Raw genomic sequence first — 23,773 nt, forward strand, 5'->3', positions numbered from 1 at the left:
AGCGTTGGGGGGCAAACCGCTGATCTTGTGACGTTCCTCCGCCCGGACCGCATCGTCCCCGCACTTTCAACAGAGGAATCACGCCATGAGCTTCGGCGACCCGAACAACCCCTACGGCCAGCAGCCGGGCTACCCCCAGCAGCAGCCGCAGGGCCAGCCCGGCTACGGCTATCCGCAGGCCCCGCCCGTACAGCCCTACGGTTCCGGCGGCTTCGTCCCCGGCCCCACCGAGATGCCGGGTATCACCAAGGCTGCCCGTATCTTCCTGTATGTGATCGCGGTCTGCCAGGTCATCGTCGCGGGCATCTACGGCTACACCCTGTCGCAGTTCGACGCCGCCGCCGACGACGCCGGTCTGAGCGGCTCCGACGCCCAGACATTCGCCAACTTCGGCAAGGGCGTCATCGGCTTCTTCCTCGTGCTCGCCCTGGTGTTCGCCGTGCTCGGGCTGGTGCTGGCGCTGAAGTACGGAAACGGCGCCAACGGCGTCCGTGTCTGCTCGATCGTCTATGGCGCCTTCGCCATCATCAGCGGCATCTTCACCATCCCGGTCGGGCTCATCACCCTCATAGTCGCGATCCTCCTGGTCGTGTTCGCGTCCAAGAGCGCCACGGCCGAGTGGTTCCGGCGACCGCGCCACTGAGCCCGGTCACCGCACAAGTACTGCGCGAAGGCCGTAACACCCGCCAACGGCGCGGTGTTACGGCCTTCGGTACAGGTGGCCATTGTTGTGCGGACGTTTAACGGCGCTTCCTACTCTGGCCCCGAGACCTCGGGGAAGGAATCGCTCCATGTACAGCATCATTGTGGTGCCGGCCCACACGGCGGATCCCACGGACCAGATCCGGCTCGCACCGGGAGAGAAGCTCTCCTTCGGCCGTACGGCGCCACCGAACGCGGAACGCCATCTCACGCTGCGGCACCAAGGGGTCTCGCGGCGGGCAGGGGAACTGGCCGCCACCGGGACGTACTGGTCGCTGAGCAACTCAAGTGCCGACCAGACCTATGTCGTCGAGAATCCCGAAGGCGCCGGGGAACACATCAAGATCGCACCGGGCCGTATCGACGCGCCCGTACCGTTCGAGTTCAGCCGAGTCGTGCTGCCCGCGGGCGGCGAACTGCTCCACTTCGACGTATGGGCGCCACGCCACGAATACGCCGAGGCGGCTCAACCGTCTCCCGGCGGCGAGCCCACCGCGACCGCCTTTCCCCTCGATCGCTCCAAGCGGTACTTCCTGGTCCTGGCCGCTCTGTGCGAGCCCCGGCTGCGTGGTGAGCCGCACGCCCCGCTGCCCACCGCCGAGCAGACCGTCGAGCGCCTGCGGCCGATCTGGCCGGCGGCGAACCGCGCGGCCGTGCAGTGGAACATCGACTACCTGGCGGTCAAGCTGCGCCTCAAGCCCGGCCCCGACACCGCCGATCCGGGACCGCGGCTGAACGGCAAGAAGGAATCGCTCGTCTCGCTCGCGCTCCGCTTCGACCTCGTACGCGAGACGGACCTGCTCGCCCTCACCGCCGAGAACGGAGGGCTCGGATGACCGGCACCAGTGGACCCGGGGCGAACGGCCCCGGCGCAAGCGGATCCGGGGCGAGCGGGCCGTCACTTCCGGTGTCCGCGGGGTACCGGATCGGCTCCTGGGTGGTGGACCGGCCCCTGGGCGCGGGTGCGTTCGGCAGCGTGTACGCGGCCCGGCGCGACGCGTCCGTACCGGGACAGCCGGAGCGGGCCGCGCTGAAGTTACTGCCGACCGGCACACGCACCCCTCGCCAACTGCGTCATCTTCGGGAACTGGCCGAACGGGAGGTGGACCTGCTGCGCAGGGTGCGCTCCCCCCGCCTGATCCGGATGTACGAGACGCTGACGGTGGACGACCCCGCGCAGCCGGAGCTCGACGGCGCCACCGTCGTCGTCCTGGAAGAGGCTTCGAGCTCGCTCGACGCCGTCCTTGCGGCAGGGGCTCCCCCGCCCGAGGGGCCAACGCTCCTCACCGAGGTCTGCGAAGGACTCGCCCAACTGCACGGCGCAGGATGGGTGCACGGCGATCTCAAGCCCGGGAACGTCCTGTTGATGCGGGACGGGTCCGTCCGGCTCGCCGACTTCAACATGGCGGCGGAAATGGAAGGCACCCACGCCTACTCCCCCGCCTTCTCGACGGCCGACTACACACCGCCGGAGCTCCTCTGGTCCGAGATCGGCGAGCGCGGCAGGCAGATCCGTCCGACCTCGGACATCTGGGCCTTCGGTGTCCTGGCCCATCTCGTACTGACGGGCACCCTGCCCCTCCCCGGCGGCACGCCGACCGCTCGCCGGGACGCGGCACTGCGCTACGCACGGGGCGAGGACGAGCTGCGTCTTTCGCCTGAACTCCCTGGTCCCTGGCATGACATCGTTGCCGACTGTCTGACCCGTACGCACCGCGAGCGTGCGGCGCACGACGCGGAGTCACTCCTGCGGCGGGTGGAGGCGGCAGGGGCGACCGGCGCGGGCTCAGAAGGCCCCGGACGGCGACGACGCGGGCTCAGACGCCGACGCCCCCTGCTGGTGCTGCGCCGGCCCCTCCCCGCGACCGTCGCGGCGGTGGCCGCCCTGGCCGGACTCGGGCTCGGCCTGAGCACCCTGGCCGACGCGGGCGAACCGGAGGGCTACGACCGCTGCGCCGCCGGCACCGTGTGCTTCTTCGCCCAGGAGAACGGCCGCGGCGAGATGTGCACCTGGGTGGACGGCGACGAGGACTGGCTGAAGGGGACGCTCGTCTGCCCGTGGACGCGGACCGGGCCGCCGCGGTCCGTCTTCAACAACGGCTACGACACGGACATGGGAGCGCACCTCGTCGATGTCGTCTACTTCGCGCGGACGGGATGGAAGGAGCGCCTGGGCTGCATCAAGGTGCGTACGAAGACGAATCTCCCCGACGTGGTGCTCGCCCGGTCCCACAAGTGGGTCGAGGTCTGCACGGCGTCGACACCCTCGGAGGTACCAGTAACGGACGGCGGGGGTCAGTAGGGACCGTGGGCCGGAACCGCCCCGGCCGGGACACCTCCCGGCACCGGCACCCCGTGCCCCGGGGCCCTGAACCACTGGCCCCCTGAAAGGGATTCGATGCTTCGGTACATGAGAAGGCCCGAGCGCCTCGCGCGGCGCCTGCGGCCTGCCCTGCTCGCCTGTGCGGCGGTGCTCGCCCTCGGTGCGGGTACGGTCACGCCCGCCGCCGCCACCGCCGATGAGCCGGCGGGCTCGACGGCCAGGGGCTCCGCGCGGGGCTCCACGGCGGCGGTCGCGGAACGGCCCGCGTTCCAGATGCCGTTCCCCTGCGCGACGACCTGGCAGCTGAACACCTGGGGCCACAACCCCGCGCTGGACATGGTGGTGGAGGGCAACACCGGCTCCGACGCGAAGCCGGTGCAGTCCTCGGCGGCCGGCACGGTGTCGGCCACGTACAGCCACCCGGGCTCCGGGAACACCATTCAGATCAACCACGGCAACGGCTGGTTCACGGCGTACTACCACCTGAAGGACGCGCCCGACGCGTATGTGCACAAGGGCGACGCCGTCACGACGTCCACGCAGATCGGCCGCATCGGCACCACGGGCAACTCGACGTGGTCGCATCTGCACTACGAGCAGCGGTACTTGGCCGACGGCGACTTCACCGACGAGAGCCACCGGGTGGCGGTCCGGTTCGACGGCGTCGAGTACACCGGCGCGGCCCGCGAGTGGCTGAGTGTGCGGAGCAACAACTGCGGGGGCGGCGGTAATCCGTCGCCGCCCTGGAAGGACTGCCCGTCCGGCTTCGTCTGCTTCTACTCCGGCGCCGACGGCACCGGCAGTGTCTGCAGGACCGGGGGCGACGACCCCAGCAGCGATTGCGGGCTGAGGAAGTCGTACTTCAACAACGGGACGGAACTTCCCGGTTACGACCATGTCCAGGTCGCCTTCGCCGAGGGCGGCGGCCAATGCCTGCACTACGGCTCGGACGAGGGCCGCGGGAACTTCCCGTCCGGCGGAAGAACCGTCGCGTCCGTCACCTGGCGGGGTGAATGCTGATCTGCCGGCCTGCCGAGCGGACAGAAGGCCGAGTGACCAGGTGACCGGGTGAGACGCGCCACCACGGAGCCCTCAGAGGTACGAGGTACCTCTGAGGGCTCCGTACTCCGATGGTGGTCGTGTGCCGCCGCGGGGGAGCGGCACCCGACCGAGGGGGACGCTCGTGCGACGCGCCATCGCTGCTCTGTTCACCGCGACGGTCGTCGCGGCCATTCTGACCGGCTGCGCCGGCACGCGGGACACGCAGACCCGCACGGCCGAAGCCGCCGCCGAGGTGCGGCCGCTCACCGACGCCGAGCAGCTGCGGATCTCGGACGCCCAGCAGCGGCTGATCAGGCAGTGCATGAACCGGCAGGGCTTCTCGTACTGGGAGGCTGAGAAGCTGAGCCTGGAGGAGAGCCGCACCCTCGGCTATGTGTCGGACGACGTGGAGTGGGCACGCAAGCACGGCTACGGCAGCGAGATCCGGGCCAAGGAGGACCGCGCGCGAAGCGCCAACCCCAATGCGGCCTACCGCAAGGGGCTGCCGCCGAAGCGGCGCGAGGCCTACGACACCGCCCTTGACGAGGGGGTGGACGCCCCGGTGATCTCGGCCGAGCTGCCCAATGGCGGCACCGTCCGCAAGCGGGTGGGCGGTTGCGTGGCCGCCTCCGAGAAGGAGCTGTACGGAGACTCGGCGGCATGGTTCCGGGCGCAGAAGACCACGGGGAGTCTCCAGCCGCTCTACGTTCCCCGGGTGATGGCCGATCCCCGGTTCACCAAGGCTCTGACGGCCTGGTCACGGTGCATGGAACGGGCGGGCCACCCCTACAAGGACCCTGGCGCGGCCCGCCAGGCAGCTCTCCGGCTGGGCCTGAAGACCACGCCGGGCACGGCGTTCGCGGCTGAGCGGACGCTGGCCGTCGCCGACGCCACCTGCACTCGGGACACCGGGCTCCGGTCCATCGGCGAGGAGCGCGAGACCCACTATCTGAACGGGTTGCGCGGCCGGTACGGCGAGGCGCTCGACGCGCACGGACGGCTGCAGCACAAGGCTCTCGCACACGCCATGGAGATCGTCGGGCCCCGGTCCTGACCCCACCACAGATGTCCGCGGTCACCGGCCGTGGATCAGTTCGCCTCCGACGAGGCAGACAAACGGGAGTGAATCATGCGCAAGTTGGGCACAGCTATCGCAGTTCTCGGTCTGACGGCCCTCGGCCTCGCTGTCCCCGCCACGTCTGCCCAGGCAGCCGCGTTGGGGCCCACGTGCAACGCCAAGTGGCCGGGCCGTGACGGGAATGTCCGCGCCTGGCAGCACAACGACTGCACGGGCGACCTTCTCGGCGTGACCCAGGGCAGTGACCCGAACTGGGGCGACGGCGCGGGCCCCTTCCAGGGCAACGACTTCAACGATGCGTCGTCCGTCATGAACAGCGGGTACACCGGGGGCAAGGATGTCGTCGCCTTCTATCTGACAGCCGACTACGCCTACCAGTACGGGTACGTCTGCCTCTCGCCGAACGAGCTGTACGCGGACAACCTGACCGACAACTACTTCACCAGCAACGGCGGGGTGGTGAACGACCGTATCGGCTCACACACATGGGTGACGGCCTCCGCCTGCGCGGCAGGAAGCTGGCTCACCTGACCGTGACACATCGTGTACGGCCCGCCGGTTCCTGACCGGCGGGCCGTACACGATGTGCGTTGCGTCGTACGCGTCGTACGCGTCGTACGCCGTGCTTTGTGCGTCAGTGGAAGAAGTGGCGCGTCCCGGTGAAGTACATCGTCACGCCCGCGTTCTTCGCGGCCTCGATCACCAGCTCGTCACGGACCGAACCGCCGGGCTGCACCACTGCCTTGACTCCCGCCGCGGTCAGGATCTCCAGTCCGTCCGGGAACGGGAAGAACGCGTCGGAGGCCGCGTACGACCCCTGCGCACGCTCCTCGCCCGCGCGCTCGACCGCGAGCTTGGCGGAGTCGACGCGGTTGACCTGGCCCATGCCGACACCGACGCTGGCGCCACCCTTGGCAAGGAGGATCGCGTTCGACTTGACCGCGCGACACGCCTTCCAGGCGAAGGCGAGGTCGGCCAGCTCATCGGCGGACAGGGCATCGCCCGTGGCCAGGGTCCAGTTCGCAGGGTCGTCGCCTTCGGCCTGGAGACGGTCGGTCACCTGGAGCAGCGCACCGCCGTCGATCGGCTTGAGCTCGACCTCGCCGGCCGGCGCACCCTCGGCGCGCAGCACCCGGATGTTCTTCTTGCGGGCCAGGACCTCGACCGCGCCGTCCTCGTAGCCGGGGGCGACGATGACCTCGGTGAAGATCTCGGCGACCTGCTCGGCCATCTCCTTGGAGACCGGGCGGTTGACCGCGATCACACCGCCGAACGCGGACAGCGGGTCGCAGGCGTGCGCCTTGCGGTGCGCCTCGGCGACATCGGCGCCGACCGCGATCCCGCAGGGGTTGGCGTGCTTGATGACCGCGACGCACGGCTCGTCGTGGTCGTACGCGGCCCGGCGCGCGGCATCGGTGTCCGTGTAGTTGTTGTACGACATCTCCTTGCCGTGCAGCTGCTCCGCCTGTGCGAGGCCGCCGGAGCCGGACGTGTACAGCGCGGCGGGCTGGTGCGGGTTCTCGCCGTAGCGCAGCACGTTCTCGCGCTCCCAGGTGCCGCCCAGGAAGTCGGGGAAGTCCGACTCGTCGGCCGGGGCGTAGGAGCCGGCGAACCAGGACGCGACCGCGACGTCGTACGCGGCGGTGTGCTGGAAGGCCTCGGCCGCCAGGCGCTTGCGGGCGGCAAGGTCGAAGCCGCCCTCCTTCACCGCGGTGAGGACGTCGGCGTACCGCGCGGGGCTGGTGACGACCGCGACGGAGGGATGGTTCTTGGCGGCGGCGCGGACCATCGACGGCCCGCCGATGTCGATCTGCTCGACGCACTCGTCGGGGGACGCGCCGGAGGCGACGGTCTCCTTGAAGGGGTACAGATTCACGACCACCAGGTCGAACGGCTCCACGCCCAGCTCGGCGAGCTGCTCGCGGTGCGATTCGAGGCGCAGGTCGGCGAGGATCCCGGCGTGCACACGCGGGTGCAGCGTCTTGACCCTGCCGTCGAGGCACTCGGGGAAACCGGTGAGCTCCTCGACCCTGGTGACCGGCACTCCGGCCGCGGCGATCTTCGCGGCGGTCGATCCGGTGGAGACCAGCTCCACGCCCGCCTCGTGCAGACCCCGGGCGAGCTCCTCAAGACCCGTCTTGTCATACACACTGACCAGCGCTCGCCGGATGGCCCGCTTCGCAGCCTCAACAGTCACGGGAAAACTACCTTTCGTCCCTCAATGCGGTAGCCGTTACGGGCCAGACGCCCCACGACATCGACGAGCAGCCGTCGCTCGATTTCCTTGATGCGCTCATGAAGAGCGTCACCACCGTCTGCGTAATCCTCGTCCCGGACCTCGACCACGCCCTGGGCGATGATCGGACCGGTGTCGACGCCGTCGTCGACGAAGTGGACGGTGCACCCGGTGACCTTCGCGCCGTACGCGAGCGCGTCGCGCACGCCGTGGGCACCGGGAAAGCTGGGCAGCAGGGCGGGATGCGTATTGACGCAGCGACCGCCGAACCGGGCGAGGAATTCCTTCCCCACGATCTTCATGAAGCCGGCCGAGACGACGAGGTCCGGTTCGTACGAGGCAGTGGCCTCGGCGAGCGCCAGGTCCCATGCCTCGCGGGACTCGAAGTCCTTCACCTTGCAGACGAAGCCGGGGATCCCGGCGCGTTCGGCGCGCTCAAGGCCGGCGATCCCGTCCCGGTCGGCGCCGACGGCGACGATACGGGCGCCGAAACCCTCGGGGTCCTCGTCGATGGCGTCGATCAGGGCCTGAAGATTCGTGCCGGATCCGGAGACCAGAACCACCAGGCGGGCCGGTCGGGCGGAAGGGGGCGGGGAGGCCACGGCGGGTCTCTTTCTCGCGGTGCGGTACGGCTTGCGTGCGTTGGTGTGCACCGTGCGGTGCGTCATGCTTGCGCCTTGCGGCGCGTCTTTGTGCGGTCGTACAAACGAATCGTGCTTCCCGATAGGGGAACTCTACGAACGGGCCGACCGTCAGCAACGATACCGGCACACAGAACGGCCCCCACGGGACGGGGGCGTGGCCGGGAGGTAGCGTCTGGGGACAGGGCCCGTTCCCAGGCGGGCACGACGACACAAGACCCCATGTGCGCACGGGTCTGAGGGGAAGACGTTCACCTGATGCCGGACCGACGCCGCCGTACGGACCTCCTGTTGCCGCGGGAGCGCCAGTCCACGGACGACAACAACCCCTTCGCGCCCCCGCCCGAGGGCAGGCCGGACCAGCCCTGGCAGCCGCGCCGACCGTCGAACGAGGACAATCCCGGCGACTCGCCCTCATCCGGCGGCCCCGAGGAATCCGGCGATCGCGAGAACGCGGGCTGGGGCAGCCAGTGGAGCAGCCGCCAGCCCGGCCGCACCTCGGGCGGCGGCTTCGGTGGCCGGCCCGGCGGGCAGAACGGCGGCGGCCAGCAGAGCGGCCCCGAAGGCGGCGGCCCCGCCGGCGGCCTGAAGTGGGACCCTACGGACCCGGCTCAGCGGCGGGCACGGTATGCGCTGCTGTCCGGGATGTGGGCGTTCTTCTTCGCGCTGTTCGACTTCCCGGAGATCGCTCTGCTGCTCGGTGCACTGGCGCTGTACTGGGCGATCAGCTCTCTGCGCGCCAAGCCCGGGCGCCCCGCCCCGGACCCGTTGTCCCCGCCGCCGCCTCCGTCGGCCCCGGCCGCGCCGAACAAGCCTCAGCTGACGGCGGCCGTGAGCGGCCTGGTGATGGCGAGCATCGCCCTGGTGATCGTGGCGGCGTCCTTCACGGCGCAGCTCGTCTACCGCGACTTCTACACGTGCGTGAACGACTCGCTGACGAAGTCGGGCCAGGTGGCCTGCAACGACCTGCTGCCCGAGCCGCTGCAGGGCGTGATCGGCGTCAAGGAGTAGCCGAAGGGGGCGGGCCGGGGGCGTCGGGCGCCTGCGGCGGCGCCCAGCCCTCGGGCGTGCCCTCCGGTTCGCAAGGCCCCCAGATCTCGGCGACGCCGGGCACCTGCGACACCCAGGCCTCGGGCGCGCCCGGCATCCGCGGCACCCGGACTTCGTGTACTTCGTGTACTTCGTGTACCGGCGGTCGCTCGACGTCGGCCTCGGCCCCTTGCGGTTCCGCGCCGCCCCGGGCCGCGTGCGGTTCCGGGACCGACAGGATCTCGGCCGCCCGGGGCGCGCCCGGCCGCGGTGCCCAGGACTCTCGCGGACCGTGTTCCGGCGGCGCCTCGGCCTCGTACATCTCGGACTCCGGGCCCCAGAGCCCGGCCGCTTCCCGGTCGGGCGGTACCAAGGCCCCGGGCACTTCCGGTTCGGGCTGAGTCCAAGGCTCGGGCATCTCCGGCTCCGGCTCCAGTTCCGGCTCCGGCTCCGGCTCCGGCGAACCGCAGGCATCGTCCGGAACCGGTCCGGCCGCCGTCCACGCCTCGGGCACTTCCGGTTCCCGCGCCGTCCCGGCCTCGGGCGCGACCAGTTCGAGCGGGACCCATGCCTCGCGCCCTTCCGCCTCGGGCTGCGTCCGTGCCCGGGGTGTACCCGGTTCCCGCAGCGCCCAGGCGACCGGCGTCGGCTTCAGCGCCTCGGGCTCCGACGTCACAGGCACCGGTACAGCCCGTGCCCTGCGTACCGCCCGCGCGCCCGCCGGCAGGAAGTCGTACCCCTGCGCCTGCCCCCGCCACTGCTCCTGCCCCCGCTCCTGTTCCTGTTCCTCGTCATCCGCGGGCGGGATGACCAACTCGTCCCCGCCCCACTGCCTCCGTACCCGCCACGCCCGCACCACCAGCGCCGCCGGCATCGCGATCACCGCCGACCACGCCATCGCCGCCGCGCCTGTCAGCCACCACACGGGACCGAAGGCCGCCAGCCGTCCCGTGCCCATCGGGCCGCCCGCCGTCGACGCCAGCAGAGCCGCGAGGAGCCCGCAGCCCGCCGAGCCGAGCAGTGCGGTCAGCGCCGTCTCGCCCGCGCCCCAGGCCAGCTCCCGGTCGCCGTAGCGCGGCGCCGCCCTCCGTAGCGTGAACGACACGATCACCGCCCCTGCCAGCACCGGCACGGCCACCGCAGCCCAGTTCAGCGGGGTCCCCCGCCCCACCGCAGGAACCGCGGCGAGCAGCGGGAAGTGCGGCAGCGCGGGGGCGCCGACGAACGCGAGGGGGGTGGCCGTCGCGCCCGTGCCCAGTGCGAAGCCGGGACCGAGACCGTACGCCGCACCCCACACCGCCGCGTTCGGCACCAGCGCCAGTCCCAGCAGGAGCACCGCGAGCCGCCCCGACCACACTTCCGCGAGCTGGAGGAACGATTCCTGCGTCGCGTTCGCGTGCCACAGGAGCGACACCGCGACCAGCAGCGCCCCGCCCCCGAGCAGCCCCGTCGCTCCCGCCGCCGCGGCGCGCGCCGCGACCGTCGTGCGGGTGCGGGCGAGTTCGATCCGCAGGCGCCGGGGCAGCCACAGGGGCAGCGGCCCGAGTGGCCGCCCGCTCGCCGTCCATGCGCCGACCGCCGCCGAGAGAACCGCCATCGCCGGCAGATGGATCAGCGCGCTCAGCGGATCAGCCGCGAGCGGGCCGCCCGCCGCGTAGATCACCGTGGCGGTGCCGATGAGCAGATATCCCGAGGTCACCGCCCACAGCACCCCGCGCACGGAGGCCCTCGGCCGTTCCTCGTCCGGTTCCAGCGCATCGCGTGCGGCCCGGTGCACGAGCGCGGCCGGCAGAGCCACGAGCAGCAGCGGTACGACACCGACCGGCACGGGGGCGCCCGAGACGGTGACCGTGCGCACGAGCTCCGTGCCGTGCGCCAGCAGCCACAGTCCGGCAGCGACATGCAGCGCTCCGCTCGGGCCGCTGTCGGGGTAGGGGGAACTGATCCACAGCACCATCACCAGGACGGCGAGCGCGCCGAGCCCGAGCCCCGCCGCGGTGGCCCCGCGCACGAAGGCAGCGGCCAGCGCGGGGGCGCGGCCCCCCTGGACGATGGCCGGAGCCTGCGGCACGGGCGGGCTGAGCTCGGTCATCTGGGTCACGCGGCCATGCTGCCAACGACACGCGCTTTATCCATGTAACAGGCGAATGACCGCTGTGTCGCTCAAGATGCGTTTATGTACTTTTTTGCCGAGTGCAGAGCCGCGGGGAGCCTTCCATGACTCAGAGCACCGGACACGCCACCTCCTCCCTGCCCTCTCCCAAGGAGCTGCGCAGGCTGCGCGAGGCGATGTCCCTGAGCGAGGAGCAGGTCGCCGCGGCCGTCGGCGTCACCCGGGCGACGGTCAGGAACTGGGAGACCGGGCGCGGCAGACCCCGGGGACGCAAGCTCAAGCTGTACGCGCGACTCCTCGCGGACGCCGACGGAGGCCCCGACGGCACAAGCCCGGCGGAGACGACGTCGAAGATCACGACGAAGACCACATCGAAGATCACGGAGAGCCGGGAAGCGAGCCGGGAAGCGGCGCCCGCGGGTACGCCGGGCGCGCACCCGGCCATGGCACCCACTCCGGCACCCGCAATCGCACCCGCACCCGCGCCAGTGTCCGTGTCCGCGCCCGTGTCCGCGAAGAGTCCCGAGGCCGAGTCCGGGCCGCCCACGCTTCAGCCGCCGGTCCGGACCGAGGCCCCCGCCCCGGACCGCCCCACGTCCCAGACCCCTCCCGCGCCGCCCCCGCGCGCGAAGCGGTCGCATGCCACCACCCGGCCGAAGCCCGCCGTCAAGCGCGCGGCCAAGCCGCCCACGATCCCCGGCAATCCGGCACCGCCGCACTCGGCCGTACCCCAGAAGCCCTGGCACGCCGAACCGTCGCACGCCGAACCGCCGCCTCCCGTCGACGCCCCGCCGCCCGCCGGATCACCGGCGGTCCCCGAGCCGACTCCCGCCGAGGCCTTCGACGCGCTGTACGCGTTCGCCGCCCCCGCCCTCGTACGTCAGACCTATCTGCTGACCGGCCGGCGCAGGCTCGCCCACGAGTCGGTCGAGCGCGCCTTCCACCTCGCCTGGGAGCGCTGGCCCGAGGTCGCCGTCGACCGGGACCCGGCCGGCTGGGTGCGGGCCGCCGCCTACGAGTTCGCCATGTCCCCCTGGCAGCGGCTCCGGCGCGCCCACCGTCACCCCGACGCCCCGCTCGCCGAGCCCGACCGGCGCGAACTGCTCGACGCGCTGCTCCAACTGCCGCCGACCTACCGTCGCACGCTGCTGCTGTACGACGGTGTGGGCCTCGACCTGCCCGAGACGGCCGCCGAGACCGAGGCGAGCACCCCCGCCGCGGCGAACCGAGTGCTCCACGCGCGCGCCGCCCTCGCCGAGCAGCTGCCGGAGCTGACGGCCGCCGAGACACTTCACGAACGGCTCACCGACCTGGCGCTCGCCGGACCGGCACCGACGCTGCTGCCCTCCCAGGCCGTACGGACGAGCAGTGAGCGCCGGGCCCGGTTCTGGACGCGGGCCGCCGTCACCGTCACCACGCTGATCATCGGGGCCACCGCGTTCACCGTGAACAACGCGCCGACCCGGTACGAGCCGCCCGTCTCCCCGGGACAGCAGGTCGGCGGCGTACCTCCGCGCGAGGGGCCGCAGCGGCTCACCGACCAGGACAAGAAGCTGCGCGCGAGGCTGCTGTCGGAGCCGGTGCACGGTCCGGCACGGCTCGTACCGCAGGAGCGCTGACACGGCCGGGACGGCGGGGACCGCCGACACGGCCGGGAACACGTGTGGGCCCGCGCCTCGGAGCGAGGTTCGGGCCCACACGTACGTACTGCGTTACTTCCGTACTGCTGTACCGCGAAGGTCAGGCGCCGAGGATCTCGCGCGCCAGCTTGGCCGTCTCGGTCGGCGTCTTGCCGACCTTGACGCCCGCGGCCTCAAGGGCCTCCTTCTTCGCCGCGGCCGTGCCGGAGGAGCCGGAGACGATGGCGCCGGCGTGGCCCATGGTCTTGCCCTCGGGCGCGGTGAAGCCCGCGACGTAGCCGACGACCGGCTTGGTGACGTTCTTCGCGATGAAGTCCGCCGCACGCTCCTCGGCGTCGCCGCCGATCTCGCCGATCATGACGATGAGCTCGGTCTCCGGGTCCGCCTCGAACGCCGCGAGGGCGTCGATGTGCGTGGTGCCGATGACCGGGTCGCCACCGATGCCGACGGCGGAGGAGAAGCCGATGTCACGGAGCTCGTACATCATCTGGTAGGTCAGCGTGCCGGACTTGGACACGAGACCGATGCGGCCGGGCTTGGTGATGTCGCCCGGGATGATGCCGGCGTTGGACTGGCCGGGGGTGATCAGGCCGGGGCAGTTCGGACCGATGATCCGGGTCTTGTTGCCCTTGCTGACCGCGTACGCCCAGAAGGCGGCCGAGTCGTGGACGGCGATGCCCTCGGTGATCACAACGGCCAGCGGGATCTCGGCGTCGATCGCCTCGACGACGGCGGCCTTGGCGAACGCCGGCGGCACGAAGAGAACTGACACGTCGGCGCCCGTCTTCTCCATCGCCTCGGCGACCGAGCCGAAGACCGGTACCTCGGTGCCGTCGAAGTCGACGCTGGTGCCCGCCTTGCGGGGGTTCACGCCACCGACGATGTTGGTGCCGTCGCCCAGCATGAGCTTGGTGTGCTTCATGCCCGTGGAGCCGGTCATCCCCTGGACGATGACCTTGCTGTCCTTGGTGAGGAAGATAGCCATGGTGGTCTGAATTCCCTTACTTCGCGGCCGCGAGCTCGGCGGCCTTGTCGGCCGCGCCGTCCATGGTGTCCACGCGCTGCACGAGCGGGTGGTTGGCGTCGGACAGGATCCTGCGACCCAGCTCCGCGTTGTTGCCGTCGAGGCGCACGACCAGCGGCTTGGTGACTTCCTCGCCCTTGGACTTGAGCAGCGCCAGGGCCTGGACGATGCCGTTGGCGACCTCGTCGCAGGCGGTGATGCCGCCGAAGACGTTGACGAACACGGACTTGACGTCCGGGTCGCCGAGGATGATCTCCAGGCCGTTCGCCATGACCTCGGCCGAAGCGCCGCCGCCGATGTCGAGGAAGTTGGCAGGCTTCACGCCGCCGTGGTTCTCACCGGCGTACGCGACGACGTCGAGGGTCGACATGACCAGACCCGCGCCGTTGCCGATGATGCCGACCTCGCCGTCGAGCTTGACGTAGTTGAGGTTCTTGGCCTTGGCAGCGGCCTCGAGCGGGTTGGCCGCGTCCTTGTCCTCCAGCGCCTCGTGCTCCGGCTGGCGGAAGTCGGCGTTCTCGTCGAGGGAGACCTTTCCGTCAAGCGCGATGACACGGCCGTCGGCGACCTTGGCCAGCGGGTTGACCTCGACGAGGAGCGCGTCCTCATCGATGAAGGTCTTCCACAGCGTCACCATGATGTCGGCGACCTGGTCGGCGACCTCGGCCGGGAACTTCGCGGCCGCGACGATCTCGCGGGCCTTCTCCAGGTCGACGCCCTCGTTGGCGTTGACGGGGATCTTCGCGAGAGCCTCGGGGTTCTCCTCCGCGACGACCTCGATCTCCACGCCGCCCTGAACGGACGCCATGGCAAGGAAGGTGCGGTTGGTGCGGTCAAGGAGGTACGAGACGTAGTACTCCTCGGCGATCTCGGGCGCGGTCTCGGCGATCATCACCTTGTGGACCGTGTGGCCCTTGATGTCCATGCCGAGAATGTCGGTCGCCCGTGCGACCGCCTCGTCCGGGCTGGAGGCCAGCTTCACGCCGCCGGCCTTGCCGCGGCCACCGACCTTCACCTGCGCCTTGACGACCGAACGGCCGCCGAGACGCTCGGTCACCTCGCGCGCCGCCTCAGGCGTGTCGATGACTTCACCGGCCAGCACCGGTACACCGTGCTTGGCGAAGAGGTCCCTCGCCTGGTACTCGAACAGGTCCACGCGCGTCCGTCCCTTTTCTGATGATCGCGGTTCGTTGTCTGCGTGGGCGTGCCGCTACGGGCAACGTGACTGCGCTGTCACAAGGGAGGCGTACACGGTGTCCGGGTACGCGGCATGTCCGCCTCGCAGGTTATCCCCGGCGGACGTGGGTCCCTAAATCGCAGGTCACACCTGAGCGGTGATACCTGTCACAGATCGCGTGCGAGAGAGAACCCTGCGATACGACGGCGGGCGGCCCTCACCCCAATGAGGACCGCCCGTGGAGCACCGGGCTCGCCGGCCGGCCGCATGTCAGATTCCGGCCGTCGGATTCCGGCCGCCGGATTCCCGGCGTCAGATTCCCGGCGTCAGATTCCCGGCGTCAGGTTCTGGAGGTAACCGGGGGTCACCGAGGACGCGGCGCCCTGCGCTTCGTGGACCGCGTTGCCGGCGAGCGGGGTCGAGGCGGCCGTACCCGTCAGGTCCTGCCCGAAGGGCCGGACCCCGGAGACGACACCGCCCGCGAAGGGCTGGACCTCGCCGACGATCCCGCCGGCGAACGGCGTGACATCGCCGACGACACCCTGCGCGAGGCCACCGATGTCACCGACGGCCTCACCGGCGACCGGGAGGACTCCGGCCACGGCCCGGCCCGCGACGGGCGGCAGCACATCCTGTGCGGCGGCGTCCGCGACCGGCGTGGCGGCGGTGACGGCACCCTGCGGGGCGATGCGCGCACGACCCTCCAGGGCACGCGAACCCCCGGTTACTGATACATCACTTGTCCGGTATGGGCAGGGGCCGCTTCTCGATCGCGGCGGCCATCACCTCGGGGAAGAGATCCGGTGTGCACGCGAAGGCCGGTGCGCCCAGCGCCGCGAGAGCCGCCGCGTGCTCGCGGTCGTACGCGGGCGTCCCCTCGTCGGAAAGCGCGAGCAGCGCGACGAACTGCACGCCCGACGCCTTCATCGCCGCGACCCGCTTCAGCATCTCGTCCCGGATGCCGCCCTCGTAGAGATCGCTGATCAGGACGACGACGGTGTCGGCGGGGCGGGTGATCTGCGACTGGCAGTACGCGAGGGCCCGGTTGATGTCCGTGCCGCCGCCGAGCTGGGTGCCGAACAGGACGTCGACCGGGTCGTCGAGCTGGTCGGTGAGGTCGACGACCGCCGTGTCGAAGACGACGAGGCGGGTGGCGATGGAGCGCATCGACGCCAGGACCGCCCCGAACATCGAGGCGTAGACGACGGAGGCGGCCATGGAGCCCGACTGGTCGATGCAGAGCACGACGTCCTTCTTCACGGACTGCGAGGACCGCCCGTATCCGACGAGGCGCGCGGGCACGACCGTGTTGAACTCCGGCAGATAGTTCTTGAGGTTGGCCCGGATCGTGCGGTCCCAGTCGATGTCCCGGTGACGCGGGCGGTTGATCTTCGCCGAGCGGTCGAGCGCGCCGGTGAGCGTCGAGCGGGTGCGGGTGGCCAGCCGCTTCTCCAGGTCGTCGACGACCTTGCGGACGACGGCTCGCGCGGTCTCCTTGGTCGTCTCGGGCATGGCCTTGTTGAGCGAGAGCAGGGTGCCGACGAGATGGACGTCCGCTTCCACGGCCTCCAGCATCTCCGGCTCAAGCAGCAGTGTGGACAGCCCGAGCCGGTCGATCGCGTCGCGCTGCATGACCTGGACGACGGAGCTGGGGAAGTACGTACGGATGTCGCCGAGCCAGCGGGCGACGGACGGTGCGGACGCCCCGAGCCCGGCCGAGCGGCTGACGCTGCGGCTGTCCGATCTGCCTCCGCCGTTGCCGTAGAGGGCGGTCAGGGCGCCGTCCATCGCCGCATCGGTGCCGGCGAGGGCACAGCCTGTGCCGTCGGCCGACTCGCCGCCGAGGACCAGGCGCCACCGGCGGAGCCGCTCGGCGCGCGCGATCTCCGTCATCGGGCCACCCCCACAAGGTCGTTGTCGTCGATTCCGAGCAGCAGCCCGAGCACGGGCAGCACCCCGTCCGCACGCTGCTCGTCGAGGCCCGCGCCGAAGCCGGGCACCGTGGCCTCGGCGCGCGGCGGGCCGGAGGCCGCCGTGGGACCCCGCCGGACCAGCTCGCCCAGGGTGCGGCGCACACCCGCTTCGTACGCGGAGAAGGTGCGGCGCAGCAGCGGCAGCACATCGGTGAACGCGTCCGCCGCAACCCCGGTCAGCCAGGCGTCGACGAGCCCGAGGAGCCGCTCGTCGTGGACGAGAAGCATCCCGCCTCCGGACGCTCCGCCGACGAAGCCCTCGATCCACGTCGCCGCGTCGGTGGGTGGGGTGCCGGGCGAGAGTGCGAGGCCCATGAGCCGCGCGGCCTCGCCCTCCTCGAGCCGTCCGTCGTCGAGCAGCAGCCGGGCGGCCCGGCCGCGGATCACACCGGGCACGGTGTCCCTCTCCCCGAGCCGGTGCAGGACGGAGCCCCAGCGCTCGCTCAGCTGCTGGGCCTCGGGCAGCAGCCCGATCGCGGTGTGCACTCCGTCGAGGTGCCCACGCATCTCGGCCGCGCCGTCCGCGTCGAGCCCGGTGCACGCGGGCGGGAGGCCGACGCAGATGCGCTCGGCGATCCCGGCCGCGACCTCGCCGAGCGCTGCCGTGTCCGTGGACCGCACGTCTCCGTAACGCAGGGAGCGGGCCAGGGCGGGGAGTGCCTGGGCGAGATGGCCGACGTCGGTGTCGAGCGCGGCCCGGTCGGCGAGGGCCCGCATCACGACGGGCAGTGCGTCCGGCAGTTCGGCGAGGAGGCAGCGCTCGGCGAGCGCGGTGACATCGGCGAGCGCGGACGCCGACACCGCCTCGTGTTCGGCCTTCGCCGTGGCCGCGGAGAGGACCGTGGTACCCCACACTCCGGCCTCCGCGACCTTGACGAAGAGCTCCGGCTCCCAGCGCAGCCGCCAGCTCTCCCGGAAGGTGCCGGTGCTCCCCCGCCCCGTGACGGGCTCCCCCCAGCCGATGCCGAGCAGCCGCAGCCGGTGCAGCAGCCGGCTCTTGGCCGCGTCGGTGTCCTTGCGCAGATCGAGGTCCAGCTCTCGCTCCAGCGCCTGGGGTTTGAGCCTCAGGCTGCGCTGGAGCCGGCTCAGGTCGCGCTGCAACGGCACGGCCGGAGCGTCGTCGGGGACCTCGCCGAGGACGTCCCCGACGATGAGCCGGTCCCTGATGAGGTCGAGCGGGACGTCGGAGCCCTCGCACATCACCGCCCGCACCGCATCGGTCGTCTCGGTGAGACCGGCGAGCGGCCTGCCGCGCATCGCGGCCAGCGTCGCGGCCAGCCGGACGGCCTCGATGACGTGGGCCGACGAGACCATCCGGTCCTCGTCCCGCAGGAGTCGCGCGACTTTGGTCATCCAGCGCTCGACGGGCCGGTCGGGCACGCCGAAGAGATGTCCGTACCAGCCCGGCGAGTCGATCCCGGCGCCGTACCCGCTGTGCCGGGCGAGCCTGCGGTGGGTCCAGGGCACCCAGGTCATCTCGGTCCTGACCCTGGGCAGCCCCTTGAGGAGCGCCCTGTCGGCGGCGACGGTGGTCTTCTCGCCGAGAGCGGGAACATGCCAGGCGCCGCAGACGACGGCGACGCCGTCCCCGAACTCCTTTCGCGCGGCCCGCAGCTGGATCCGCATATGGGCCTCGCGGGCCAGATCGCGTTCGTGTCCCCCGTGCCCGTACATCTCACGCAGCGCGGTCATGGCTTCGCCAAGGGCCGCGAAGGGCGCGCGGGGGTCCATGTCGCCGTCGCCCGTCCCCCGGTGCTCGATGACGTCCTCCCACCACCGCTCGGGGTCGTCGTACCCGGCTGTCTCGGCCAGGACGGCGATGGGGTCGATACGCATGTCGGCGGCATCGGGCACGGCGTCCCGCTCCGGGTCGCCGCGCTGCGCCTGCGCCCGCTGCGGTTGCCGCCCTGCCGGGGGTACGTCCTGTGGGACCGCGTCCCACTCGGGGTCCGCCGAGAGGGCCGTGGGGACAGCGTGCTCGGCGCCTTCCGGCGGACCTGGCTCGCCCGCGTGGTCCGGGCATGCCGGCTCCTGCGGATGGCTGCGGTCCGCCGACTCCTCCTGTGCCGCCAGGGCCAGCGAATGCGCCGCCGGGAGGTCGATGAAGCGCACCGGCACTCCCCGCCCGAGCGCCCAGCGGATCGCCACCCACTCCGGCGAGAACTCGGCCAGCGGCCAGAACGCGGCCCGGCCCGGGTCGTCCACGGCATGGGCGAGCAGCGCGACCGGGGGTCGCATCTGCTCATGTGCCGCCAGCGCCAGCAGCGCGTCGGCCTCGGGCGGCCCCTCGATCAGCACCGCGTGAGGCTCCGCGGCCTCCAGCGCCGCCCGCACCGCCCGTGCCGAGCCGGGTCCGTGATGGCGCACCCCGAGCAGCAGCGGGCCCGTCATGCGCTCACCTCGCGGCAGGCGCGGTAGAAGTCCTTCCAGCCGTCCCGCTCGCGGACCACCGTCTCCAGATACTCCTGCCAGATGACACGGTCGGCCGCCGGGTCGCGCACGACCGCGCCGAGAATGCCGGCCGCGACATCGGCGGGGCGCAGCACGCCGTCGCCGAAGTGCGCGGCGAGCGCGAGACCGCCCGTGACGACGGAGATCGCTTCGGCCGTGGAGAGCGTGCCGGAGGGTGACTTGAGCTTGGTGCGGCCGTCGGCCGAGACCCCGTCCCGCAGCTCGCGGAAGACGGTGACGACCCGGCGGATCTCCTCAAGTCCCTCGGGCACCGCGGGCAGATCGAGCGAGCGCCCGATCTGGTCGACGCGGCGCGACACGATGTCGACCTCGGCCTCGGATGTGGCGGGCAGCGGCAGCACGACGGTGTTGAACCGGCGGCGCAGCGCGCTGGAGAGGTCGTTGACCCCGCGGTCGCGGTCATTGGCGGTGGCGATGAGGTTGAACCCGCGGACGGCCTGCACCTCCTGACCCAGCTCCGGGATCGGCAGGTTCTTCTCGGACAGGATCGTGATCAGTGTGTCCTGTACGTCCGCGGGGATGCGGGTGAGCTCCTCGACCCGTGCGGTCATGCCCTCGGACATGGCGCGCATGACGGGGCCGGGCACGAGGGCGTCGCGGCTGGGGCCGTGGGCGAGCAGCTGCGCATAGTTCCAGCCGTAGCGGATGGCCTCTTCGGGGGTGCCCGCGGTGCCCTGGACGAGCAGGGTCGAATCGCCGCTGACGGCCGCGGCGAGATGCTCGGAGACCCAGGTCTTGGCGGTGCCGGGAACGCCGAGCAGCAGCAGCGCACGGTCGGTGGCGAGTGTGGTGACGGCGACCTCGACGATCCGTCGCGGTCCCACGTACTTGGGCGTGATCACCGTGCCGTCGGGCAGCGTGCCGCCGAGCAGGTAGGTGGCCACGGCCCATGGAGACAGCTGCCAGTTGACGGGCCGGGGCCGGTCGTCGGCCGCGGTGAGCGCCTTGATCTCCTCGGCGAAAGCGTCCTCGGCATGCGGCCGCAGAGCCTCGGCGCCCGTGCCTGCGCCGGTTTCGGACACGGTCATGGATCCCCCTCCAGATCGTCGACCAGATCGTTCGACCCGATGTGGGATCCACCGTGCACCATGCCACTGACAATCGGCCGTCTCCGCAGGTCAGAGGCGATTGTCAGTGGTGGCCCTTAGCGTCGTTCCCATGCTGCTATCCAATGGGGAAGAGCCCCCGAACCTCTCCGGGCAAGAGGTGCGCTGGACGTCGGAACAGGTGCTGGCACTGGCTCCTGACGATGCGTCACGCAAGGCGGGAAACAGACTCGGCGCGGCCGGGCCCTGGTCCGGTGCGGGCCGCAGCGCCTCGGGGGCCGTGTGGGGCCTGTGCAAAGGCAGCGGAAGCAAGCCGTACCAGACCGTCGTCGACACCAAAGGCCCTGCATACAAGTGCAGTTGTCCGAGCCGTAAGTTCCCGTGCAAGCACGCGCTGGGACTGCTGCTGCTCTGGGCGGCCGACGAGGCAGCCGTCCCGGTGTCCGGCACCCCGGACTGGGCCGAGGAGTGGCTGGAAGGACGCAGGGAGCGCGCCGGGGACAGGGAACAGGGCGGAGCGGGTGCGGGACAGGCCGCGAAGAGGGCCGATCCGGAGGCTTCCAGGCGCAGGGCCGAGCGCCGCGCCGGGCGGATCACGGCGGGCGCGGGCGAGTTGGAGCGGCGGCTCGCCGATCTGCTGCGCGGTGGGCTGGCGACGGCTGAGCAGTCGGGATACGGCCTGTGGGAGGAGACCGCGGCCCGCATGGTCGACGCTCAGGCTCCCGGACTGGCCGGCCGGGTGCGCGAGTTGGGCTCGATACCCGGCTCCGGACCCGGGTGGCCGGTGCGGCTGCTCGAAGAGTGCGCGCTGATCCATCTGCTGGACACGGCCTGGCTGGGGATCGAGCGGCTGCCTCAGCCGCTCGCGGCCACGGTCCGCACGCGAGTCGGCCTCAGTCTGCCCGCCGAGGGCGCGCCGGTCAGGGACGACTGGCTGATCCTCGCTCAGTACGACTCCTCCGACGGCAAGATCACCACACGCCGCATCTGGCTGTACGGCCGGGAGTCGGGGCGCACAGCTCTGCTGCTCTCCTTCGGAGCGGCCGGCCGCTCACCGCAGCAGGCCCTTCCGGTGGGGCTGATGATCGACGCCGAGCTCCGGTGGTACCCGGGCGCGGGGACACTACGGGCCGACCTGGGCCAACAGTTCGGTGGGCCGGCCCCGATCGCCTCGCCACCGCCGGGCGGCCCGACCGTCGCGGCCCTGGACGCGTACGGGCAGGCTCTGCGGGACGACCCCTGGCTGGACTCCTGGCCGGTGACGCTGAGCCGCGTCGTGCCCCTGCCGACGGACACCGGGTGGCAACTGGCCGACGCCGACGGCGAGACGGCCCTGCCCGTCGCTCCCGCCGCGCTCGGCAGGTCCGGGTTGATGAAGCTCGTCGCGATATCCGGCGGCGGCCCGGTCACCGTGTTCGGCGAATGCGGCCACCAGGGCTTCTCACCGCTCACCGCCTGGTCCGAGGACGGGTCCGGGACGGTCCCGCTCATCTGAACGTACGGAGGTTTCCATGACCGGCACCACCACCTCGCCCTGGGAAGACCTCGTCACCACGGCTCTTCTCGGCACCGACCGCCGCACACCGCCGGACGGCGTCCTGACCTCGGGCAAGGACACGCCCGCCGCGCTGCTGGACGCCGCCGTGGTCCACACCGTGCGGCGCCGGGCGGGGCTGCTGCCCGCCCCCGCCGCGCCCCGCCTCGAACCCGCACCGCACGACGTACGCCCGCAGTTGCCCGGCGCTGCCCGGCGCCGACTGGCGCAGCTGCTGGCCGACCGCTCCGCCCCCTCCCCCGCGGGCGGTCGGCGCGGCACGGCACCGGACCTGACCGAGCTGCTCCCCCAGTGGCTCGCCACGGCCAACGAACACAGCTACCAGGCTCCGCCGTCGCTGCTGCCCTCGCTGCTGGAGGCGGCCCGTGCGCGTACGGACCTGCGTCCGCAGGCCCTCGCCTTCGCCGGATCGCGCGGGCTGTGGCTCGCCCGTCTGAACCCCGACTGGAAGTACGCGTTGCGCGGCGCGTCCGGCGCATCCGCGCTGCCGGACACCGAGGACGCGGAGGCGGTCCAACGTCTGTGGGACGAGGGCCTGTTCGCCGAGCGGGTCTCGCTGTTGGCCGCGGTGCGGGTGCGGGACGCCGCCGCGGCGCTGGAACTGCTCAGCGCGACCTGGGCCACGGAGCGTGCCGAGGACCGGCTGATGTTCCTCGACTCACTGCGTGCGGGGCTGTCCGACGCGGACGAGCCCTTCCTGGAAACGGCCCTCACCGACCGCAGCCGCAATGTCCGTGCCACCGCCGCGGAACTGCTCTCCGCGCTGCCGCACTCCGCCCTCGCGGGACGGATGGCGGCACGGGCCTCGTCGTGCGTCAGCCTCGACCGCAGCGAAGGTGCCGCGTCGATCTCCGTCGAGGCGCCGCACGAATGCGATACGGACATGCAGCGCGACGGAGTCGTACCCAGCCCGCCGTCGGGCCGAGGCGAACGATCATGGTGGCTGGGCCAGTTGGTGCAAGCGGCCCCGCTCTCCGCCTGGCCGGGACGGCTCGGTGGACGCACGGCCGCCGACATCGTCGCGCTGCCCGTCGCCGAGGGCTGGAGACAGGAACTGCACGCGGCGTGGTGCCGGGCCGCGGTGCGGCAGCAGGACGCCGAGTGGTCCCGCGCGCTCCTCGGCGCGCCGGCCACCCCGCCCGAGACCGGGCCGGGCACATCGTCCCTCGCCGAGCGGGCGCAGCTGCTCGCGACGCTGCCGGCGGACGAGAGGGCCGCATGGGTGGCGGAGTTCATCGCCGCGCACGGCCTGTCGGAGGCTTTCCAGCTCCTCGGTGTCTGCGCGCTGCCCTGGGCCGAGCCGCTGGGCCGCGCGGTGGTGGACGCGCTGGACATCGCCCGGGACGCCGGGAGCTACCCATGGAGCTTCAGCGGCGTGATGGGCCTGGCCGAACGCTGCCTGGACCCGGCGGAGGCTGGCCGCCTGGAGCTGCTGACGGCGACACCCGACGAGACGGAAGGAGCGTCACCAGGGGCGGGAGGGTACTGGTCGGAGGCGTTCCAGAGACTGGTGTCGACGCTCAGGCTGCGGGCGGCGATGAGGCTGGAGCTGGAGGGCGGCTCCCCCACCCCACCCCCTCCCGGACCGACGCCCCACAGCTGAGCGCGGTGGCCCCGGAGACCGGCCGCGGTTCGAGCACCAACCGCGGCCGAGGCGACCGAAGGACCCTGGAGCCGCTCGGAGCACACCGCCAGGGAACGTATGTTCGATAGCGGGAGGTGC

General features: G+C 71.8%; 19 protein-coding genes. 11 read left to right on the plus strand and 8 right to left on the minus strand.

Going from position 1 to position 23,773, the window contains the following annotated elements:
- The first annotated feature begins 85 nt into the window (after positions 1 to 85).
- The 6 genes from OG293_RS13370 (at position 86) to OG293_RS13395 (ending at position 5,675) form a co-directional block, all read left to right on the plus strand.
- The gene (locus tag OG293_RS13370) at positions 86 to 643 is read left to right on the plus strand and encodes a hypothetical protein (protein ID WP_405999027.1); all 558 of its coding nucleotides are present in this window, start codon (positions 86 to 88) and stop codon (positions 641 to 643) included.
- A gap of 148 nt (positions 644 to 791) precedes the next feature.
- On the plus strand, positions 792 to 1,538 hold the full coding sequence (locus tag OG293_RS13375; protein ID WP_405999028.1) for an FHA domain-containing protein: 747 nt from the start codon (positions 792 to 794) through the stop codon (positions 1,536 to 1,538).
- Complete coding sequence (locus OG293_RS13380) at positions 1,535 to 3,004, plus strand: protein kinase domain-containing protein (protein ID WP_405999029.1); 1,470 nt, start codon at positions 1,535 to 1,537, stop codon at positions 3,002 to 3,004. Before OG293_RS13375 ends, OG293_RS13380 begins: the two co-directional genes overlap by 4 nt.
- 108 nt (positions 3,005 to 3,112) lie before the next feature.
- On the plus strand, positions 3,113 to 4,045 hold the full coding sequence (locus OG293_RS13385; protein WP_405999030.1) for a peptidoglycan DD-metalloendopeptidase family protein: 933 nt from the start codon (positions 3,113 to 3,115) through the stop codon (positions 4,043 to 4,045).
- Between the two features lie 163 nt (positions 4,046 to 4,208).
- A complete protein-coding gene (locus OG293_RS13390; protein ID WP_405999031.1) occupies positions 4,209 to 5,120 on the plus strand; it encodes a hypothetical protein in 912 nt (303 codons plus the stop codon).
- A gap of 75 nt (positions 5,121 to 5,195) precedes the next feature.
- Complete coding sequence (locus OG293_RS13395) at positions 5,196 to 5,675, plus strand: hypothetical protein (protein WP_405999032.1); 480 nt, start codon at positions 5,196 to 5,198, stop codon at positions 5,673 to 5,675.
- Between the two features lie 103 nt (positions 5,676 to 5,778).
- Here the strand turns inward: OG293_RS13395 and purH are convergent, their stop codons facing one another.
- The gene (gene purH / locus OG293_RS13400; RefSeq protein WP_405999033.1) at positions 5,779 to 7,341 is read right to left on the minus strand and encodes a bifunctional phosphoribosylaminoimidazolecarboxamide formyltransferase/IMP cyclohydrolase; all 1,563 of its coding nucleotides are present in this window, start codon (positions 7,339 to 7,341) and stop codon (positions 5,779 to 5,781) included.
- On the minus strand, positions 7,338 to 8,048 hold the full coding sequence (purN, locus tag OG293_RS13405) for a phosphoribosylglycinamide formyltransferase (protein ID WP_405999034.1): 711 nt from the start codon (positions 8,046 to 8,048) through the stop codon (positions 7,338 to 7,340). Before purN ends, purH begins: the two co-directional genes overlap by 4 nt.
- Positions 8,049 to 8,279: 231 nt before the next feature.
- On the opposite strand from purN, the gene OG293_RS13410 reads away from it, so the two are divergent.
- Entirely contained in the window at positions 8,280 to 9,032 is a 753-nt protein-coding gene (locus tag OG293_RS13410) for a hypothetical protein (RefSeq protein WP_405999035.1), read from the plus strand.
- Here the strand turns inward: OG293_RS13410 and OG293_RS13415 are convergent.
- On the minus strand, positions 9,022 to 11,142 hold the full coding sequence (locus tag OG293_RS13415) for a DUF6350 family protein (protein WP_406003586.1): 2,121 nt from the start codon (positions 11,140 to 11,142) through the stop codon (positions 9,022 to 9,024). The genes OG293_RS13410 and OG293_RS13415 overlap by 11 nt on opposite strands.
- 125 nt (positions 11,143 to 11,267) lie before the next feature.
- Here OG293_RS13415 and OG293_RS13420 point away from each other — a divergent pair, with 125 nt between their 5' ends.
- Positions 11,268 to 12,782, plus strand: coding sequence for a helix-turn-helix domain-containing protein (locus OG293_RS13420; RefSeq protein WP_405999036.1), 1,515 nt, complete (start codon positions 11,268 to 11,270; stop codon positions 12,780 to 12,782).
- Positions 12,783 to 12,903: 121 nt separating this feature from the next.
- Here OG293_RS13420 and sucD read toward each other — a convergent pair whose 3' ends face one another.
- Both sucD and sucC read right to left on the minus strand, forming a co-directional pair.
- Positions 12,904 to 13,788 carry a succinate--CoA ligase subunit alpha gene (gene sucD / locus OG293_RS13425; protein WP_405999037.1) on the minus strand — a complete coding sequence of 295 codons (885 nt, stop codon included), beginning with the start codon at positions 13,786 to 13,788 and terminating at the stop codon, positions 12,904 to 12,906.
- Between the two features lie 16 nt (positions 13,789 to 13,804).
- Positions 13,805 to 14,983, minus strand: coding sequence for an ADP-forming succinate--CoA ligase subunit beta (sucC, locus tag OG293_RS13430; RefSeq protein WP_405999038.1), 1,179 nt, complete (start codon positions 14,981 to 14,983; stop codon positions 13,805 to 13,807).
- A 413-nt stretch (positions 14,984 to 15,396) separates the two neighbouring features.
- Here sucC and OG293_RS13435 point away from each other — a divergent pair, with 413 nt between their 5' ends.
- The gene (locus OG293_RS13435) at positions 15,397 to 15,735 is read left to right on the plus strand and encodes a hypothetical protein (protein ID WP_405999039.1); all 339 of its coding nucleotides are present in this window, start codon (positions 15,397 to 15,399) and stop codon (positions 15,733 to 15,735) included.
- 4 nt (positions 15,736 to 15,739) lie between these two features.
- Here the strand turns inward: OG293_RS13435 and OG293_RS13440 are convergent, their stop codons facing one another.
- From OG293_RS13440 to OG293_RS13450, 3 genes are read right to left on the minus strand one after another with little or no spacing between them, the layout of a single operon-like run.
- Complete coding sequence (locus OG293_RS13440; protein WP_405999040.1) at positions 15,740 to 16,897, minus strand: VWA domain-containing protein; 1,158 nt, start codon at positions 16,895 to 16,897, stop codon at positions 15,740 to 15,742.
- The gene (locus OG293_RS13445; protein ID WP_405999041.1) at positions 16,894 to 19,368 is read right to left on the minus strand and encodes a DUF5682 family protein; all 2,475 of its coding nucleotides are present in this window, start codon (positions 19,366 to 19,368) and stop codon (positions 16,894 to 16,896) included. Before OG293_RS13445 ends, OG293_RS13440 begins: the two co-directional genes overlap by 4 nt.
- On the minus strand, positions 19,365 to 20,477 hold the full coding sequence (locus OG293_RS13450) for an AAA family ATPase (protein WP_405999042.1): 1,113 nt from the start codon (positions 20,475 to 20,477) through the stop codon (positions 19,365 to 19,367). The genes OG293_RS13445 and OG293_RS13450 overlap by 4 nt, the downstream gene beginning before the upstream one ends.
- 130 nt (positions 20,478 to 20,607) lie before the next feature.
- On the opposite strand from OG293_RS13450, the gene OG293_RS13455 reads away from it, so the two are divergent.
- Entirely contained in the window at positions 20,608 to 21,990 is a 1,383-nt protein-coding gene (locus OG293_RS13455) for an SWIM zinc finger family protein (RefSeq protein WP_405999043.1), read from the plus strand.
- A 16-nt stretch (positions 21,991 to 22,006) separates the two neighbouring features.
- Positions 22,007 to 23,653 (plus strand): DUF5691 domain-containing protein, encoded by a 1,647-nt coding sequence (locus OG293_RS13460; protein ID WP_405999044.1) that lies wholly within the window; start codon positions 22,007 to 22,009, stop codon positions 23,651 to 23,653.
- The last annotated feature ends 120 nt before the right edge of the window (positions 23,654 to 23,773 follow it).

The sequence above is a fragment of the Streptomyces sp. NBC_00829 genome (genome assembly GCF_045161795.1).
Taxonomy (GTDB): domain Bacteria; phylum Actinomycetota; class Actinomycetes; order Streptomycetales; family Streptomycetaceae; genus Streptomyces.